Annotated in this window: 13 protein-coding genes; 9 read left to right on the forward strand and 4 right to left on the reverse strand. The window is 34.9% G+C overall.

The features are described 5' to 3' along the window. Window positions 1–292: 292 nt before the first annotated feature. Window positions 293–1,129: a formyltetrahydrofolate deformylase gene (gene purU, locus CKF59_RS01550; protein WP_119534228.1), complete on the reverse strand. Its 837-nt coding sequence runs from the start codon at window positions 1,127–1,129 to the stop codon at window positions 293–295. A 370-nt stretch (window positions 1,130–1,499) separates the two neighbouring features. Here purU and CKF59_RS01555 point away from each other — a divergent pair, with 370 nt between their 5' ends. The 4 genes from CKF59_RS01555 to holA all read left to right on the forward strand — a co-directional run bounded on the left by CKF59_RS01555 (window position 1,500) and on the right by holA (window position 6,080). Next, window positions 1,500–2,282, forward strand: a complete 783-nt coding sequence (locus CKF59_RS01555; RefSeq protein ID WP_119534229.1) for a cyclic nucleotide-binding domain-containing protein — start codon at window positions 1,500–1,502, stop codon at window positions 2,280–2,282. A gap of 223 nt (window positions 2,283–2,505) precedes the next feature. After that, a complete protein-coding gene (locus tag CKF59_RS01560) occupies window positions 2,506–4,152 on the forward strand; it encodes a class I SAM-dependent methyltransferase (protein ID WP_119534230.1) in 1,647 nt (548 codons plus the stop codon). Window positions 4,153–4,203: 51 nt separating this feature from the next. After that, window positions 4,204–4,938 (forward strand): hypothetical protein, encoded by a 735-nt coding sequence (locus CKF59_RS01565; RefSeq protein ID WP_119534231.1) that lies wholly within the window; start codon window positions 4,204–4,206, stop codon window positions 4,936–4,938. Continuing rightward, window positions 4,938–6,080 (forward strand): DNA polymerase III subunit delta, encoded by a 1,143-nt coding sequence (gene holA, locus CKF59_RS01570; protein ID WP_119534232.1) that lies wholly within the window; start codon window positions 4,938–4,940, stop codon window positions 6,078–6,080. The genes CKF59_RS01565 and holA overlap by 1 nt, the downstream gene beginning before the upstream one ends. A 119-nt stretch (window positions 6,081–6,199) precedes the next feature. Here holA and leuS read toward each other — a convergent pair whose 3' ends face one another. Next, the gene (gene leuS, locus CKF59_RS01575; protein WP_119534233.1) at window positions 6,200–8,830 is read right to left on the reverse strand and encodes a leucine--tRNA ligase; all 2,631 of its coding nucleotides are present in this window, start codon (window positions 8,828–8,830) and stop codon (window positions 6,200–6,202) included. 461 nt (window positions 8,831–9,291) lie between these two features. Here leuS and CKF59_RS01580 point away from each other — a divergent pair, with 461 nt between their 5' ends. The 5 genes from CKF59_RS01580 (at window position 9,292) to CKF59_RS01600 (ending at window position 16,511) form a co-directional block, all read left to right on the forward strand. Continuing rightward, complete coding sequence (locus CKF59_RS01580) at window positions 9,292–13,794, forward strand: hypothetical protein (RefSeq protein WP_119534234.1); 4,503 nt, start codon at window positions 9,292–9,294, stop codon at window positions 13,792–13,794. A gap of 173 nt (window positions 13,795–13,967) precedes the next feature. After that, the gene (locus tag CKF59_RS01585; protein WP_119534235.1) at window positions 13,968–14,930 is read left to right on the forward strand and encodes a hypothetical protein; all 963 of its coding nucleotides are present in this window, start codon (window positions 13,968–13,970) and stop codon (window positions 14,928–14,930) included. Beyond that, window positions 14,917–15,174: a class I ribonucleotide reductase maintenance protein YfaE gene (gene yfaE / locus CKF59_RS01590; RefSeq protein ID WP_119534236.1), complete on the forward strand. Its 258-nt coding sequence runs from the start codon at window positions 14,917–14,919 to the stop codon at window positions 15,172–15,174. Before CKF59_RS01585 ends, yfaE begins: the two co-directional genes overlap by 14 nt. Window positions 15,175–15,269: 95 nt before the next feature. Further along, a complete protein-coding gene (hutX, locus tag CKF59_RS01595) occupies window positions 15,270–15,779 on the forward strand; it encodes a heme utilization cystosolic carrier protein HutX (protein WP_119534237.1) in 510 nt (169 codons plus the stop codon). 177 nt (window positions 15,780–15,956) lie between these two features. Further along, on the forward strand, window positions 15,957–16,511 hold the full coding sequence (locus tag CKF59_RS01600) for a pyridoxamine 5'-phosphate oxidase family protein (RefSeq protein ID WP_119534238.1): 555 nt from the start codon (window positions 15,957–15,959) through the stop codon (window positions 16,509–16,511). A 39-nt stretch (window positions 16,512–16,550) separates the two neighbouring features. On the opposite strand, the gene CKF59_RS01605 is transcribed toward CKF59_RS01600, so the two are convergent. Then, the gene (locus tag CKF59_RS01605; RefSeq protein WP_119534239.1) at window positions 16,551–17,792 is read right to left on the reverse strand and encodes a NupC/NupG family nucleoside CNT transporter; all 1,242 of its coding nucleotides are present in this window, start codon (window positions 17,790–17,792) and stop codon (window positions 16,551–16,553) included. 444 nt (window positions 17,793–18,236) lie between these two features. Next, window positions 18,237–19,508: a NupC/NupG family nucleoside CNT transporter gene (locus CKF59_RS01610; protein ID WP_119534240.1), complete on the reverse strand. Its 1,272-nt coding sequence runs from the start codon at window positions 19,506–19,508 to the stop codon at window positions 18,237–18,239. Window positions 19,509–19,894 lie beyond the last annotated feature (386 nt).

Below are 19,894 nucleotides of genomic sequence, written 5' to 3' on the forward strand. Positions count from 1 at the left end.
CTCTGAAAGTATCGAGAAAAACCCCATTTTTTCTTGAAAAAGACTTATAACAAATAACCTCGTGAACTAGTCAACTAATTTTTATCTCTCTAGAGTTTTTTTGCTCTTAAAGGCAAATTCACAAGATTTTGTTAAACTTATCTTCAATATGTTAACTTTTGTTAAATTTAACTCGTACCTATTTAATTATAAAACTCAAAGCAAAATTTAGAGGATAAATTTTAGCTAAACTTTAACCCATGAATTCTTCATTAAACATCCTAACGAGAAACTCTTAAGCCTCTTAAAGCTCTTAAAGAATAATAGTTTTATTTTGGAAAACAAAAATCTTATCACTTAAAGCTAGATCTAAAGCTTTAGATAATACGGTTTTTTCTACATCACGTCCCGCTTTCATCATGGCTTCAGCACTATAAGTGTGGTCAACATTAATCACATTTTGCATAATAATAGGACCTTGATCCAGTTCATTATTAATAAAATGAGCGGTAGCCCCAATAATTTTTACTCCACGCTCATAGGCTTGTTGATAAGGTCTTGCCCCAATAAAAGCTGGTAAAAACGAGTGGTGAATATTAATAACACGATTTGGATAGCGTTGCACAAACTCAGGATTTAATACTCGCATGTATTTGGCTAACACAATATAATCTGGAGCAAACTCATCTATTTTTGCAGCTAAAAGCTGATCATGTTCAACACGAGTCAAGTTATGATGACTAATGCAGAAAAACGGAATCCCAAATTTTTCTACTAAAGAACGTAAGGTATCATGATTACCTATTACCGCAGCTATTTCAACATTTAAAGCTCCGTAATAGTTTTTCATTAGAATATCACCTAAACAATGAGCTTCTTTAGTTACAAGAATTACTATACGTTTTTTCTCTTCTCCTACTAAACGGACATTTGCTTTTTCAGGTAAAGCTAATCTTAAATCCTCGAAAAAAGTTTGCTCATTAAAAATTCCTTCAAGTTCAGTACGCATAAAAAAGTGTTTGGTTTCAAAGTCTACAAACTCATTATTATGTAAAATATTTAACTGATGTTTATAACAAATATTAGTAATGGTTGCGATTAAACCTTTAGCATCTGGACAATCGGTTAATAAAACTTTACGTTCTAGCATAAAAATTTTCATCCTTAACAAAGATTGATTTCTTTCTTAAGTAAGTATAAAGGCACAAAAGCACTTTTCCAAATTTTAATTTTCTATCTCGAAGTAATAACTTGAATGATTTTCATTAAAAGCTTACAAAATTTTACCCTGCTTTAGGTATAATAAAGATCAGTCTGAGAAAAAATTAAAGAAAAACTAAAAAAAGAGCCTAACTCTTTTTTATGCAGTTCTCATGTAAAACTTTTACAGTCAACCTACTTTAAAGCTTTCTTTAATTGTTCCAGCAAAGTATTTCTAATTTTCAGGTCAGAAATATCTTTTTTTACTCTGCGTAAAAATTACGCTTAAATTCTAAAAGTAGCAGATAAGGTTTTCTTCTATGACTGAGAATGATAATGTACACAATATAGTAGATAGCAAACTAGAAGAAAGGAAAAAGCTCGTAATTGACACTTTAAAAGATATGCCTGATCTTCTAAGTTTTTATGAACATGGACGCGTACTCACAGGAATTAACCGTCAAGTTCTCTTTGAAGCCGGTGATCTTGCTGACCGTATTTATCTTTTAGTTGATGGTAATATCCAAGTTTACACCAATAATGACGATCATGAATTAGTTTTAAACTATCTCAATGGCGTTAACTTTTTTGGTGAAATGGGGTTTGTAGGTCAAGAATCACGCCGTAGTGCAAGTATTCGTTGTCGTACCGATTGTACCTACATTGAAATGGAATATACCAAATTTAAAGAATTTGTAAAAGAACACCCGACAATTCTCAAAACTCTTTGCGAGCACATGGCACGTCGCTTAAAACATACGACGCAACAAGTATCTTCAATGGCATTTGATGATGTGCATGATCGAGTTATTGAAACTATTTTCCAATTAGGACGAGCTAAAGATGCTATGACCCATAGCAAAGGAATCTTAATTCGCTCTACTCGTCAAGAAATTGCGAATATGCTAGGCTGTTCACGTGAAACGGTAGGAAGAGTGATTAAAGCCTTAGAAGAAAAAGGACTAATTTTCTCCCGTGGAAAAACCATTGTTATTCATTATCCTCGCTCTTATCATGATTTACTTGCGACCAACTTTAGTAAACCGCAAGAAACTACTGAAACGGATATTATTAGAAAGAAAAAACGTATTTCTTTAGGATAAAATCTTTAAAAAATAGTTGCAATAAAATACAACTAATAACTAGATTGAAATCTCTTACTATTTTAAAAAAGCCAAAGCTACTTTTTAAATTCATAGTTAAGTTATTTCAATTTATCCTTCTTTCCGAGTACACTATAAACTTAGTAATAACCTTCAAAAAACAGAAAGCAAATTACAACCACCAAACTGAGTTTGGTGGTTGTTTACCATTAAATACCCATTTATGACCTCAATTACCCATAATTTAACTCTATGGCAAGAACTTTACCAACAAGTCTCTTTCCATACCCCACAAATAAAGCAAGCTATATCTCTTTTTGACCTCCAAGCACCAACTCTTGGGGTTACTAACTTTGAACTTTGGCATCAACTGGGAGAGCTGATACGTAACCAATTTTATCAGCCTCTAACTCCAAAAATTTACGCTAATGAGCGAGAACAATACTTCCAAGCAATTCATAGCTCTAGCTCTGTAATTAGTCGTAATTACTCTTGGCAAAACTTTGCTCTCTACCTCTGCGACCTCTTACTTAGGAAACAAATCCAACCTCAGGCTAATACTTATACAGCACTTACTTTATGGCGTCAAAGTTTTCCTTTTCTTCGCCCCCAAGTAAACTTATTTCCTCAAATTCTCGAGCATAATCAGGGATATAAATTAAGTCGTAGCCTTATCCTCTGTACTTACTTAGCTCCATATCTTTCTCAACTAATTGAGAATCCAACCAAGTATAATCTCTTAGATTTACATCCTTTAGTTGGAAGTATAGATTTTACTTTAGCCTATTATCCTGAGCCTGAAGCTCGAGAAGTGGCTTGGCTTCTTGCCTCTTGCCTACCTACAAGAATTAAACAAGAGCTGCAAGTAAGTTCTCAAGGAACTTTTGCCGAATTTGCTACCAACAAAGAATTAGCCCAAGTCACTTTACTCCAACAAATTCTTAAACTTGCTTCTAACTCATCACAAATAATGAGTATTAGTTTTGCTCAGCAAACTTGGAAGCTCAGCCTTGAGGAGTTAGAATCTGTGCAGACACAAGTACAAGCAAACCTCCAAGCTTACTTTTTAGAAGCTAAACCTCTAGGAGTGATTGAAACTAGCACGGAGTTCTTTTATAGTCGCTATCAACATCAGGGAGTTCTTACCCCACGCCCTGCAACCGAAGTGGTAGTAGAACAAGCGATCGAACAAGGACAAGAGTTAATTTTTGCACAAATAAAAACTTTATTAGAGCAAAAGACTACTTTTAATCTTGTCGATCTCGGAGCTGGATCAGGATGTCTTGGAGCCAGCGTGCTTCAAGGATTATTATTAAAATTTGCGCCTACTCCTTTAACCTTTAAGTTACAAAGTTGTGATCTCAGTGAACAAGCTCTCAAAGTATGTCAAACCAACCTCGAGCAAGTGCTTGGACAAAAAGAAGTTACCCCTGAACAAAAACATAATGATCAATTCTTGAGTTACCTCGAGCGACACCCACAACTTAAGGCAAAGTTTTCTTTTGAAGTTAAACAAAGCGATTGGTTAAGTGCAGTCAAAGCTCCAATTCATCTCTTACTTGCTAATCCTCCTTATATAGAGGTGAATGATCCTTTGCTAGTTTATAGCCAAGATGATCCCTGGTTAGCTCTTGTAGCTTGCGAACAGGGATTAGAACCCTACGCTCAGATTCTTAGCCAAGCTAGTTCTTTACTAGCTCCGCAAGCCCTCATTATTATGGAGCACGGACATGAACAACAAGCAACGCTCCTAGCTCTAACCCAAAAAATTAATGCCCAGTTAACTCATGGTCAGTACTTACTCAAAACTTGTTTTAAGGATTACAACGATCAACCTCGTGGTACTATTTGGCAATGGCTACCCGCTTAAAAATGCTATAATAGAGCAGGAAAATATTTATTTTAACCGATCAAAAATTACATGAAAAAACTATTCACCCGTTTGTTCACCGCACTAGGTATCACCCTAGTACTCAATAGTTGTTCTAACTACTCTGTAGTTAATGTTCCTTATATTTCTAACAACTATCGTTATGTTACTTTACAAGTAAAAGACTATACTTTATATCAAGATCTACGTGATGAACTAGCTCGTCAAGATATTCTTGTGCTCGATGAACATACCTCGAGATCACAATTAGAAACAGTTGTAAAAAATGTGGGTTCAGCGCTTAAAAATGCTAATAAGCAAGTAGCTTCACAAAATATTAGCTATCGCCCGAGTAATTATCAAGCTCAACAACTCAACGATAAAACTACGCTCGAAGCTCAAAACCCGCTCAATATTACCAGCATTGAACAATGCACAGGAGCAAACCTTAACCTCGCATGTATTCGCAACTTTATTCCACATGTAAATATTGACTCTTATAGTCAAAGTAATAAAGTGCTCTCACGTCTTGCCGATGGTTCATCAGGACAAGTACTCTATTCAGGAAATATTATGGGAAGTGTGTATATTCCTACTTTAGGGGATATTCCTCTCCTTGATATCCAATCTGATACTCAATTAAACGATGATGATCAACCTCTAGCTCAAATTAGAGTACAAGCTCAAAGTACACAGCTACTAAAAAAATCTGTAGTTGAATCTATTGTCGGCAAAATAGTTTTTATCTTTGAAGATCAAACCATTCGTGAAATTAATAAGCAGTAATGGCACTACTACAATTTAATTATGAAAGCCTCGCTAAGGATTTAGCACAACAAGGTTATCCTAATTATTTCTTAATCACCGGTTCTGATCTCTTACTGCAAAAGGAAGCTAGCGAACAAGTACAAAAAGTTGTTACTGATACAAATGGCTACTATGCTTGTGAAGAGGTAGAACTCTATACCGATGCAGATAACTTTGACCTTAAAGAACTCCTTCTTGAGGTTAATCAAGTAGGATTATTTGGGGTACGTAAGTTTATTAAAATTATTGTGAATCGTAACCTCACCACAAAAATTCTTGAGGATCTCAAAGCTCTTGCTCAGGCTAATGATAAATTTCATGTTTATGCTTTTATTCTCTTAAACTGGGAAAGAAAAAATGAAAAATCAGCTCTCTATAAAACCTTTAAAGAGCAGACTGATTGTGCCCAAATTATTTGTGAACCTCTCAAAGGCGATAAATATCGAAGCTGGATACGTCGACGTTTACGTAAATATAATTTTGTTTTTGAAGATAATGTAATCAATTTTCTTTTTGAACGCTTTGAAAACAATATGTTTACCTTACAACAGCTCCTTGAACAATTAAAATTAAGAGAAATTAAAGAAATTACCATTGCTCTGATTGAGCAAACTTCACAAGAGTTTTCTGATTATGGAGTTTTTGATTTAATGCCTTATGTAGTCGCAGGTAAGGTGAATAAAGCTTGCCAAGTTCTTGATTACTTGGTATATCAAAAGAAAGAAAGCATTGGTTTAATTATTGGAGCAATCCGTAGAGAACTCTTTAATCTCTATACTTATAGGTTTCGCCATCAAGTTGATAGTGCGGCTGAGTTTATGACCACACCTTTGGTAGCTAATGGTTTTGCTCCAGGAACTGAAGAGCAATTTAGACGCATCTATTGGGATAAAGAAAAACGCAGAATTTATGAAAAATATTTGCGTACTCTAATTACAAGAGATCGTCTTTATCGCCTCTTTATCTACCTCTGTGATATAGATATAGCAAGTAAAACTTGCTTTAATCTCGAGCAAACTCTCGAGCATTTGCGTATCTTTTTTGAAGAATTTTGCTCTCGTAGTCCTTTTAGTCTACGTTCGTGTGAAATTTTTAAAGATAAACTTTTAACTTCAATTTAAGCACAAAAGAAAATCCCCAGAGAAATTTCTCTAGGGATTTTCTTTTGTGTTTGCTTTACTGTAAGTATAAATTAAGTTAATCTCAACATATATGAGAAATAAATCTTTATTAACTATCTTTATTTAACTACAATATTTAAAAGTTTATTCGGCACGTAGATTACTTTAACAATTTGTAAACCTTCAGTAAACTTAACTACGTTTTCATCTGCAAAAGCTAGTTCTTTTACAGCGGCTTCATCAGCTGCACTTGGTACTTCTAAACGAGCACGCAGTTTACCATTTACTTGTACTACAATTAGCTTGGTATCGGTAACCATAGCTTCTTGACTTGCTTCAGGTAATAATTCAAAGTCTAAAACACTTTCTTGACCTAAAAGCTTCCATAAAGCATGCGTAATATGTGGTGTAAATGGATGTAATAGTTTTACTAAAGAGAAAACTGCTTCATGCATTACTGCAAAATCTAAACGCTCATTTAATGGATGTTTAGTTAAAGAGTTCATTAACTCCATTACCGCAGCAATTGCCGTATTATAAGCTTGACGATTATCTACATCTTCACGTACTTTTACAATCGTTTGGTGAACAAGACGACGAATTTCTTTTTGTTCTTTACTTAATTCTTGATGAGTAAAGCTAAAGTCAGTAATTCCTTGCTCTTTAGCTCCTAAAACTACATCATGAGTTAAATTCCAAACACGACGTAAGAAACGACTTGCACCTTCAACCCCTGCTTCTGACCACTCAAAAGTAGCTTCAGTTGGAGCACCAAACATAATGTATAAACGTACAGCATCTGCCCCATAAGTCTCTAACATTTCACGAGGTGAAACCCCATTTAGTTTAGACTTAGACATTTTTGCCATTCCAGCGTAAACTACATCATACTTACCGTCTTTAGTTTTACCACCAAGAATTGCACCTTTTTCGTCACGAATAATCTCTACTTGATCTTGTGGAATCCATACACGTATGCCATTCTCGTCATTATAATACCAAGAATGATTTAGTACCATACCTAGAGGTACATACTTGGTTACCGGCTCATCCATAGTTAAGAAGCCTGCATCACGCAGTAATTTATGGAAGTAACGAATATAGATAAGGTGTAAGCAGGCATGTTCAATTCCCCCCACATAGTTATCTACAGGTAACCAATAATTTGCTTCTTCTTTATTTAAAATGCCACCTTCATAGGTTGGACATGTATAACGTGCATAATACCAAGATGACTCCACAAAGGTATCAAAGGTATCGGTTTCACGAGTTGCAGGTTGCCCTTGGTAAGTAGTTGTTTTCCACTCTTGATTATCTACAAGAGGATTGGTCACTTCTGCCCCTAAGGTTACATTCTCAGGAAGGACAATTGGTAAGTCTTGCTCTTCCACCGGCACTACTGAACCATCTTCTAAGCGTACCATTGGAATTGGACAACCCCAATAACGTTGGCGTGATACCCCCCAGTCACGTAAACGGAAGTTAACTTTAAACTCCCCTTTACCTAGAGCATGAAGTTTTTTACCAATAGCAGCATGAGCTTGCTCAGAAGTTAAACCATCAAACTCTCCTGAGTTATAAAGTTCACCTTTTTCCGTATAAGCACCTTTACTAAAATCCCACTCACTAGCATCTACAGGCTTAATCACTGGTAATAATGGAATATTATATTTGTGAGCTACTTCCCAATCACGCTCATCATGAGCCGGAACAGCCATTACCGCCCCTGTACCATAGTTCATCAGTACATAATTAGCAATATAAACAGGCACTTGAGTACCAGTTAATGGGTGAGTTACTTTAATCCCAAGATCATAAGCTAATTTTTCTACGGTAGATAAATCAGCTTCTGAAGTTTTCATTACCTTACATTGTTCAACAAAAGCATTAACTTGCTCATCTTGAGCCGCTAAAGCTAAAGCTAATGGATGGGTAGCTGCAATCGCAACAAAGGTAACTCCCATAAAAGTATCAGGACGAGTAGTAAATACCTCAAACGAACTTACTTGTTCATCCAGTTGATATTTTCCAGCATCGCTAACGGTAAAAGCAATTTGTAAACCTTCAGAACGTCCAATCCAGTTACGTTGCATTTGACGTACTCTTTCAGGCCATTGATCCATAGTATCTAAACTCGTTAATAACTCTTGAGCATAGTCTGAGATACGTAAGAACCATTGATCTAATTCTTTTTGCACTACTGGAGTATCACAACGCCAACAACGACCATCTACAACTTGCTCATTAGCTAATACGGTTTTATCAACTTCACACCAGTTTACCGCAGATTTTTTACGATAAGCTATCCCCTTTTTAAAGAGTTCAGTAAAGAATTTTTGCTCCCACTTATAGTAATCCGGTTTACATGAAGCCATTTCACGATCCCAGTCATAACTATAACCTAAGCTTTTTACCGTAGCTTTCATTTTTTCAATGTTTTCGTAAGTCCATTTTGCAGGAGCAGTACGGTGAGCAATCGCAGCATTTTCTGCAGGCATCCCAAAAGCATCCCATCCAAATGGATTTAAAACATTTTTCCCTAACATACGTTGATAACGTGCAACAACATCACCAATCGTATAGTTACGAACATGTCCCATGTGTAACTCACCCGATGGATAAGGCCACATTACTAGACTATAAAATTTTTCTTTACTTGGATCCATTTCCACATGGAAAGTATTATTTTCTTCCCAATACTTTTGGGCTGCCGCTTCTACTTCATGCGGCTTGTAAGTATATTCACACATAAAAACCTTTTCCTAATGAGAAACCTACAAATCAAACATAAAATAACTATATTTTATGCACAATAAATTATCATTGCATAAAAGATGAACAATCTGCGATTGTGCATCTTCTAAACAAAGATATTTCTTTATCTAAATTATTAAATTATACTCTAAAATCCCCTAATTTGAAAAGATTATTTCTCCTCACAACTGCTTCGAGATTTTCTAGTATAAAAAATGCAATTTTTTAAGCTAAACTCAGCGTTTCATAGTAATATATAAGAGTAAAATGAGGATAATTTTAATTTTTTATTCTCCCCTCATTTTTCTATAAAAAATTAGAGTCCTTTAAATTAAGAATTGCAATTCTTAATTTAACTTTTTTTCTTTACTTTAAGCAAAATTTTTGTGTATGGACTTTGTAGACTCTGCAAAGTACTTACAAAAAAAGTATATTTAATAATAGGTTACTTACTAATATGAGCTACACTAAAAAAGACATTAGATTTTTAGGAGAAACCTTCTCCTTCCCCGTTAAAGAATCAACTGAACATCGTAATATCTCCGATCGTGCTGCCGAAAGACTAAATACTTATTACAATCTTGTTCTCAAAAACTATTTAAACTCTCTACCAAATTTAAGTGAAAGTGAAAAAAATCAGTACCTTAATGGCTACTACAATGTTCCTGAGGATAAAAAGAATTTCTTTGCCGCTACCATTTCTTATAATGCGGTAAAAGAGTTAGTAATTAGCGAAGATTTGCGTAAAGAGCAACAACAAAAAAATGAACAAGCTCTTGCTCTTTTAACCCAAGAACAAACTAAACTTAATAACACCTTAACTACTCGTAGTAATAAAATCAATGAGTTAGAAGAAAAAGTACGTGAATTAACTGATAAAATTCACACTCTTGATCTAAGCAAGAAAAAACTACAAAGAGATCTTGACACTTCAAATACTCGTTATCAAGATTTAGAGCGTAATTTCCGCTTTACTACAGACAAACTCGACAAGTCTCTTGCTCAAGCTCGTTCTGATTTAGCTGAGGCGAAAAACCTTGCCACCAGCAATGCTAAGGCTGCCGAAGAGAAAGCTGAAAAAGCTCTTGCTACCTTACGTACGAATCTACAAAATCAGCTTGCTCAACAAAAAGAAAAAGCAGATCAAGAATTTGCGAATTTACAAGCTCGCTATGAAAACCAAAGTAAAGCCTTACGTGAAGCTAAAGATGAATTAAATCATACCAATGTTAACCTTAATGACCTAACGCGTCAGTTTGATCATGTAAATCGTCAATACAATGATTTAAATGATACTTACAAGCTACTAAAAGAAAATAAAACTCAAGCTGACTTAGATTTAGTCGCAGCTCAAGCTAAGGTTAAACAACTCGAAACAGCTTTAAAGGAAACTCAAAATCAAAAGCAACAGTTTTCAGATAAACTTGCGCTTGCCGTAGCAGCTCAAGCTCAAGCCGAAAAAGAACTTGCAGATCATGTTTCTCGTAGTAACTATGTTGAATCTACTAAACTCGAAGAGCTAAGAGTACAACTAAGCAAAGAAAGCCAAGCTTTAAATGAGCAGTTACAAGCTAGCCAAGAACAAGTTGAACAACTGTTAAAAGCTAAAGAACAGGTTGAATTAGAACTTGCAAGCGTTCAAAAGAATTTAACTCAAGCTCAAGCTGAAGTTAAACGCCTCGAAGAGCAACTTGATCATGCGAATCAAGAATTAGAAAACCAAGCTTTACTGCTCGAACAAACGACAGCAGAAAAAGATGAGCTTAAAGCACAATTAACAAGTAAAACTCAAGAACTCGAAGAATTACACCAAGAGTTAGTAAGCGAAAAAGCTAATCTTGAACAGTTAAATCTGCTCCACCTCAAAGAACTACAAGATTTAGATTATTTACATCAAAATCAAGAAGAGAAATATCAAGAAGCTCTAGAAAAACTTACACTTACCCAAAACGAGCTTGAGGCGAAAAAAGAGAGCCTACACCAACTACAAACCCAACTTGAAACGCAAGATTATCTAAATCTACAGCAAGTAGAGACTCATCAGCAACAAGTTACTAGTTTACTTTTAAGTAAAGATACTTTAGAAGCAGAAGTTGCTAAGCTTAAAGAACAACTAACTTCTTTAGAAAGTTTGATCCAAGATTACCAAGAGCAACTAGAGAAAAAACAACAAGAAGCTCTGGAAAGTACGAATCAAATTAACCAGTTACTTAAAGCCAAAGAAGAATTAGAATTTGAGTTAGAAGTTGCTCGTGAACAAGAACAAAAACTAGCACAAGACTACCAAGCACTGCAAGGCTTACCTGCAGAGCTCGAACAAGTGCGTACTCAAAATCATGCAAGCCAAGAGCAAGTTACCCAATTACTCAAAGCCAAAGAAGATTTAGAGTTTGAGTTAGAAGTTGCTCGTGAACAAACTCAAAAACTAACGCAAGACTACCAAGCTCTGCAAGGATTACCTGCAGAACTCGAGCAAGCACGTGCCCAAAACCAAGCGATCCAAGAGCAAGTTACCCAATTACTTAAAGCTAAAGAAGACTTAGAATTTGAGTTAGAAGCTGCTCGTGAACAAACTCAAAAACTAACGCAAGACTACCAAGCTCTGCAAGGATTACCGGCTGAGCTCGAGCAAGAGCGTGCCCAAAATCAGGCAAGCCAAGAGCAAGTTACCCAATTACTCAAAGCTAAAGAAAATTTAGAGTTTGAGTTAGAAGCTTCTCGTGAACAAGAGCAAAAACTAACTAAAGACTACCAAGCTCTGCAAGGATTAACCTCAGAACTTGAGCAAGCACGTGACCAAAATCAAGCAAACCAAGAGCAAATTACAAGTTTACTCGAAGCTAAAGATTCGCTTGAAAGTGATTTAAACCAAGTAAAAGCTCAATTAGCTCAAACTTTAGAACAGCTTGAAGCCCAAAGCTCTTTAAATGAAGCATTACACCTCCAACTCGAAGAATTACAACATGAGTTCACCACTCAAGAATGTGAAAATGCGGTAATTAAAGCTCAACTCGAAGCAGATAAATTAGTGCAAACAGAAGAAAAACATCTGTTAATAAGTACGATTAATCAACTTGAATATCAAACTCTAACTTTAGTAGAAAAACTAAATGCCCGTAATGAACAACAAGAGCTAATGCAATTAACTCTTGAGCAAATTCATGAACTAGAAATTAGCTTACTTGCTAAAGATCAAGAGATTGAAGATTACGAACAATATCTCTTTACCCATATTCAACAATTAAATCAACGTAATCAAGAGTTAGTTACCCTAAAAGAGCAACTTGTGACTAAAGCTCAAGCTTATACTCAATTAGAAGCGAAACTAAATGAGCAACAAGGAGTAAAACAAAAACTTGAGCAAGCCTATAAAGCGAATCAAGATTTACAAAGCAAACTCCAAGGACAACAAAAAGAATTAGCACAAATCCGTAAGGAAAAAGAAGAACTTGCTCAAGCTTTAACACAAGTGGAAGCTAAACAAGCGGTACAATTAACGCAAAACCAAGCGCAGCAAGAACAGATTAATCAACTACTTGCGGAAAAAGAGCAACATCTTGAACAAGCAACGAGCGAATTTAAACAAGCTCAAGAAAAAATTAGCTCTTTAGAAGCTAATTTAAGCCAAGAGCAAGCATTAGTTGCAAACACAACTCAAGCTTTAGCAGAAAAAACTCAAGCATGGCAAGATCTCCAAACGCAAGTGGTAGACTTAACTAACCTAATTACGAGCAAGGAGCAAGCTCAAACTCAACTTACTTCTGATTTAGCAAGTAAAAATATAGAGCTAAACCAATCTCAAGAGCGTCTACAAGTTCTAACCAGCGAGAATCTTAAACTCCAAGAAGCCTTAACTCAAGCTCAGCAAGAGTTAACTCAAGAGCAACTCAAGTTAGAACAGACTAAGAAAGAGGTTACACAAAACCAACAAGAGTTAAGCCAACTCCAAGCTGAATTAAAGCAAACTACGCTTAATCTAGTTCAACAAGCAGAAGAACGCCTAGAAAACTTAGCGCAAGAAAAAGATCAGTACTATAACCTAACCATCCAAACTTTAGAACAAGAGCTTGCGCAAGTAAAAGAACAAAATATTATGAAAACAACAGCGGTTACAGATAAAGACTATGACTCATTACTCGCAGAATTTGCTAAATTCCGCCGTGAAAATGACTTTAGTCTCGAAACTTTACGCAGTGAAAAAGCTCATTTACAACAAAAACTTGAACGTAATCAACAAGTACTAATTGATCTAAGAAATCGTTATGAGACGCAAATTAAACAATTAAAAGCCTCTCAAACTTCAAGTTCAACCCCTGTAGCTACTGAGGATAAAGAACAATTACAAGCTCAAATTACAGATCTTAAAGCTCAATTAAGTCAACTCCAATTAATCCAAGCAACCAGTAATGATAAACATTACCAAAACTTAGCTCATGACTTAACTAAAGCTCAAGAAGAAATTGCTTTCTTACAACAAAGTAAAAAGCAATTAGAGGTTGAACTCCACAATCTACGCATTGATCGTGAACAATTAGAAACCCAAGTTGCAGAGTTAAATGAAACTTTAAGTGAACAAAATCAAGCTAATCTTGCAGAGTTTGAAGAATTAAGTGAACATAATGAAGAACTACTTAAACTTCTAAGTCAATTACAAGAGAAAGCTGATGCTGACGAAGAAACAAAAGCTCAGAACGAAGCTAAAGTCCAAAACCTTAAAGTTGTTTTCTCAGATAACCCAGCAGTAGCTAAGCGTCAAGAAAATGTCCTTGAAATTCTTGGACGTGAAAAAGTACGCTTCCAGTCTATGAGCCAAGGCTTAACTGAGTTACAAAAAAGTATGCAACAAAAAACTAAAGAGCAACAACAAAAACTAGGTCTTAATAAAACAAGACATGAGTTAAGCCAATTACAAAAACAATTGGAGAAAATTGTCGCTCAAGCTCAAGAGCTTTCGAAATAATACTAATAGTCCCTCTAAGTTCATCAACTTAGAGGGTATTTTACAGAGAGAAATTATCCAACAATTTTACTCTCTAGTTAGATATAATAAAATTTCTCTTAAATAAAATTAAGTTAATATCATCTCTTTGGTAATAATAGCTCTAGCTAAATTACATTATTTAATCTTAATTTATGTTAAATACACGAATCTATACTTATGCCTTAACTTCTAAATTTGCTCAAATTGCTGGTTTACGTAAGGCGATCAATATAGTTTACTTTCATGGTTTTACTATGCACGACGGTAACTATAATCTTGTCCAAGCTTTACACCAAGCTGGGTTACTTGAAGCTTTTCCTCATACTGTCGAAGAAGAGATTCTTCATAAAAATTATGAACCGCTAGATCCAGTTTGTGCTGAAAAAATTCTTGCTAAACTCCAAACTTTAGCTCCACTTCGAGAACCAGCACCAACGATAGATCCACAAGGTGAGGTCAGCTATGGTAAACTTATTACCGTAAGTTTAGATTTTGGAATCAATAGTACAGACCTTAAAACCTCAATTCAAAATTTTGTTGAACTTTTAGGAGAACGTAAAACCATTTTCTTTGCCTATAGCTATGGTAATCTCTTAGCTCAACTCTTTATCCAACGCCTCAGTTTATTACCTGAAGCTAAAATTAGTGTATTTCATCGTCTGATTGGAGCTTATGGCATTAATGGCAGCTTACTCCCTTATGATCAAAACTACTCGATCTTACCTGAAGTTGCCATGAAAACCGCAATGAACTGGACTAATAGCTCTTTTTATGCGTTTCTCATAAATATGGGTATGGATAAAGAAAAATTAAATTCAGCTCGTCAAAGAATCAAAAATACTAGTGAAGAAGTTATTAAAGCTCAACAACAAATCTTAATTGCTTTAGTTTCAGCTCATGACACCTTCAGAACTTTTTTAGATAATCCATTAATTATGGATAAATGGCGAGCTTTCCAAGCTGCTACTGATGATAAGATTTTTCCAATTGAAAATCTTTTAAAATTCGGGCGTGCCTATAAAATTCCTATTCGCACGGTACGAGGCAGTCATTACATAACAACTACAGAGTTAATTGAGATGCTCTGTGCTTCTACCTGTTATGAAGAAATTTAAAATAACTCTTTTGCGCTCAAATATTACCTTCTATTACGATAATAGTATTACTTTACTTGCAGCCATAGAACAACAAGGAATTACCCCTGAATATGGTTGTCGAACAGGTTTTTGTGGTCATTGTCGTACCGTAGCAGCCAAAGGAAAATGGCATTATGCTGATGTCCCTTTAGCTTTTGTGAGAAATGATCAAATTCTCTTATGCTGTGCTACCGTAGATTCGGATCTTGAGCTAGATATGTAAAAAGTAGTCTTTACTAGAGACTACTTTTTTACATAGAAAAAGCTTTAGTTTCCAGTATAATATTAACAACTCTAATTTTAATTTTATAAAATAGTATGACTGATCTTAACCAATTAAAAAGCCAAATTGCAGACTATTTGGAAGCTAATCCTCATACCCATACCTTAGATTTAGCCAAAATCTTTGCTCAACCTGAAGGAGTAATTATTCAAGCTTTACCTAAAGAATTTGTTAAAGTAATCTCAGGTGAACAAGCATATACTTTACTCGGAGAATTAAGCACTTGGGGCAATCTGACTACCATTGTTGAAAAAGAAGGATTTATTTGGGAAGTAAAAGCTCCTTTCCCTCAAGGTTCTTTTGCTCGTGGTTACTATAATTTAAATATGGGACCTGAAGCTAATCCTGAACTACAACTACAAGGTCATCTTCCTGAAAATCAAATTGCTCATATTGCTTTAATTAGCAAACCTTTCCGAGGTAAAGAAAGTTATGCTTTTGCATTTATTCTTGCTTCAGGAGAAGTAGCATTTAAAATCTATTTAGGACGAGATGCAAACCGTCAACTTTACCCAGAACAAGTAGCTAAGTTCAAGCAACTCTAAAAACTCTATCTCAATAAAAGAGGGTAACACTTTAAGCAAGTTACACTTAAAAATTTAAATAAACTTATCAATAGATAAATAAAGCATCTCGAGAGATTAAACCAAAAAATCTCACAAATTTGACTCTTTAAGAAAGTCAATAACTCTAATTTTAATTTTTGCACGAGAGAAAATTTTATGGCACTAGACCCACAAGAAAAAGTTCGTCGCTTAACCGAACGTTTAAATCCTGAAATCGCAGAATTAAAAGCAAATGTAAAAACCGCAATTATCTCTAGCTATGATAAAGATGGTGTTCCTAATGCTTCTTATTCACCATTTGCGATTTACAACGGCTTTTATTATATTCTGATCTCAGATGTTGCAAAACACGCTGAAAATCTTCGCCAAACAGGTAAAGCTCATATTCTTCTCATCGAAGATGAAGCCCAAGCACGTAATATCTATGCTCGTAAGCGTTTATCTTTCCATGCTCAAGTACAAGCAGTCGAGTCTGAAAGTGCAGAGTTTACTGCAGGTGTCCAAGCTTTAGGTCAACGATTTGGGGAAATTGTGAGTGAATTATCGACCATGAGAGACTTTAATCTTTTCCGTTTAGAACCTCAAGATGGACTATACGTTAAAGGATTTGGTCAAGCATTTAATGTAGGTTCTGATGAATTAGTTGAACCTGTACACATTACTAAAGGTCACCTTTTTGATCAACGTGAAGCGGTAGAGCTTGATAAATAAGTAAAAACCTTAGGTAACTTACCTAAGGTTTTTCTAGTTTTATAAGCTAATAAAAAATCCGGCAATGGCTGCTGAATTTAAATTGGATAAACTTGCGGCTAGTAAAGCATATAAACCAAAACGAGCTAAATCATGTTTACGTTCTGGAGCTAGATAGCCAATACTTCCTAAGTACACCGCAATTGAACCTATATTAGCATATCCACAAAGAGCAAAACTTACCATTACTCCTGTTTTATAGTCGATATCTTTAAAGCCACTAAATACTCCATCTACCATATTGATATATTTACTAAACTCAAAATAACCAACAAATTCATTGGTAATAGTTTTTAAGCCTACCATTTGGGCTGCAAATTCAGTATCTTGCCAAGGCACACCTATTAAGAACATTAAGTATTTTAAGAGCTTAGCTAGAAGCCACTGTAGACTTAAATGATCCCAACCTACTAAATTTCCTGCCCAACCTAAAACTCCATTAATAAGAGCGATGAGCGAGAGAAAAGCAATAAGCATAGCTGCCACATTTAAGCAGATAAACATTCCATCTGTAGCTCCACTAGCTGCAGCCTCTAAAACATTAGCTTGACGTTTATAGCTAATTTTTACATATTCGTCATCGGTACTTTTTTCTGTTTCCGGAATCAAAAGTTTAGCAAAAAGGATTGCTCCTGGTGCGGACATACAAGAAGCAGCAATAATAAAGTTTGCAGGAATCCCTAAACCAACATAGCCACCGACTACTTCTCCAGAAATAGTTGCCATAGCTGCTACCATTACCACAAATAACTCTGAAGTAGTCATCTTATTTAAATAAGGACGAACAGTTAATTCAGGATTACCAATAAAAATTGCCGAAGCTGTAGCTAAAGATTCGGCACGAGTTGTGCCAAGAATTAAGCGTAAAAATCCGCCAATACCTCTAATTAACATTCCCATAATGCCAAGATAATAGAGAACTGCAATTAAAGAAGAAAGATAAATTATCGTTGGGAATACATCGAGAGCAAAAACATAATCAAATTTCTCTTGATTAATTAAAGCTCCAAAAATAAACTCTGAACCTGCTTTAGCAAAACTTAATAATCGCACAAAACCATTTGATACAGCTTCAAGTATGCTCTGTCCTAAAGGTACATAGAGAACAAAGCCCCCAAAAAGCCATTGAATCAGGAGTGCCAACAAAACTGTACGCCAACGTATAGCTTTACGGTGTTTGGAGAAAAGGAAAGCGATAAAGATTAGAATTCCCATTCCCACTAAATTCATAAATGGAAACATATCTACCTTAACTTTTTAAAGAATAATTTTTATAACAAAGCACATAACATCCTAAAGCATTGTATCTTGCCTAAAGTTTATAAAGATTATGAGAGCAACTTGGTCAAGGAAACACCTCACAATACCAATGTTTAGGTTAATCCAAATTGTTTTTATTATACTCAGCCTTATCCAAGGGATTGCATTTTTTTCTTCAAACTGAGACTAAAGCCATATTTTTTCTTTGTAAGATCTAAAATTTTGATTAATTTTTGAGCAAAATTCTAAACTATCCTAAGCATTTAGTTCCAACTTTTGCAGAAGACTCTTCATTAATAGAGGCAGATGAACATAATTTGCTTTCGCTTTTCTTTTCAGCCTCATCACAATCAAAGAAAATTAGACACAAAAAAAATAGGCTCTCGCTATGAGAACCTATTTTTTGTGTTATTTTAAAAAGAGTTTTTAAACTCCGCCACCTAAGCTGAAATAGAATCCAGCAATTGTAGCTGACATTAAGTTAGATAAACATCCACCTAATACTGCATATAAACCTAAACGAGCTACGTCAGCACGACGACTAGGAGCCATAACCCCTAAACCACCGATTAAGATCGCAATCGAAGATAGGTTAGCGAAACCACAAAGAGCAAATGATAAAATTGTTCCTGTGATAGGTTGAATGCCTTGCCATGCAGCAAATGTACCATCAGCACCTTTTACTACATATTTAGATAATTCTAAGTAACCAACGAATTCGTTAGTAATTAACTTAATCCCAATCATACCACCAGCTAAAGAAGAATCTTGCCATGGTACACCGATTAAGAATGCTAAATAACGGAATGGAATTGATACAATCCAAGTTAAGTTTAATTCGCTAAAGTTAAATAAACCACCGAACCAACTTAATATACCATTAATTAAAGCGATGATTGATAAGAATGCTAATAACATCGCAGCTACGTTTAGCACTAAGAACATACCATCAGAAGCACCACGAGCAGCAGCTTCTAAAACGTTAGCAGGAGCATCTTCTTTATCAACTTCCCCATCTTTTACAAAAGCTACAGATTTTTCTGTTTCAGGGATTAAAAGCTTAGCAAATAATAAACCACCCGGTGCAGACATAAATGATGCTGCGATTAAGTAAGGAGCAGGAATACCCATCCCAATATAACCAGCTAGTACTGAACCAGCAACAGAAGCTAGACCACCAACCATTACTGCAAATAACTCAGATTCAGTCATTTTAGCAATATAAGGTTTAACTGTTAAAGGAGCTTCAGTTTGACCAACGAAAATATTCGCTGCTGCTGATAAAGATTCTGTTTCTGAAGTACCTAACAGGAATTTTAATGCACCACCGATACCACGGATGATGATTTTCATAACTCCTAAGTAGTATAAAACAGAAATTAATGATGCTAAGTAAATAATTACTGGTAATGCTTTAAATGCAAATACGAAACCTACATTATTAACATCTGTTAACCAGAAACCTAAAAGGAAATTAACCCCTTCACTTACGTATCCTAATAATTTAACGAAACCTTCTGATACAGCAAATAGAATTTGTTGACCAACAGGTACATAAAGAACAAAACCACCAAATAAGAATTGAATTAATAATGCAACTAATACTGTACGGTAGTTAATGCGTGTTTTATGTTTCGAAAATAAGAAACCAATTGCCAGTAGGACAAAAATTCCTACAAAACTCATAATCAAGCTCATAATTACCTTTTTTCTAAAAATATAACTTCAAGTTAAAGATAACATGAGCAAGTACTTGGAAAGTAAAGCTCGAAAACGACAATACCCCCATGTAACCTTATATCAATGTTACTTTAACTTTTACGTAAAGCTAAACGTAGATTAGAAACTATACCAAGATAAACTTACTCTAGAATTCAAGATTTATAGAGTTATCATTACCTTAAGTAGTTCTAAACAAACTGTAATCTTTAAAATTTCGATAAATTACAGATCATTACTGGGGATATACATTCTTATTAAATCAAATTAGAATTATTATGCTGATCAAAAAAATATAACGAATTATACTACTTATAAATAAGCATAATAAAGCTAATCTCTTTAAAATAAAGGCTGTATACTTG

The sequence above is a fragment of the Psittacicella gerlachiana genome, assembly GCF_003585965.1.
GTDB lineage: Bacteria > Pseudomonadota > Gammaproteobacteria > Enterobacterales > Psittacicellaceae > Psittacicella > Psittacicella gerlachiana.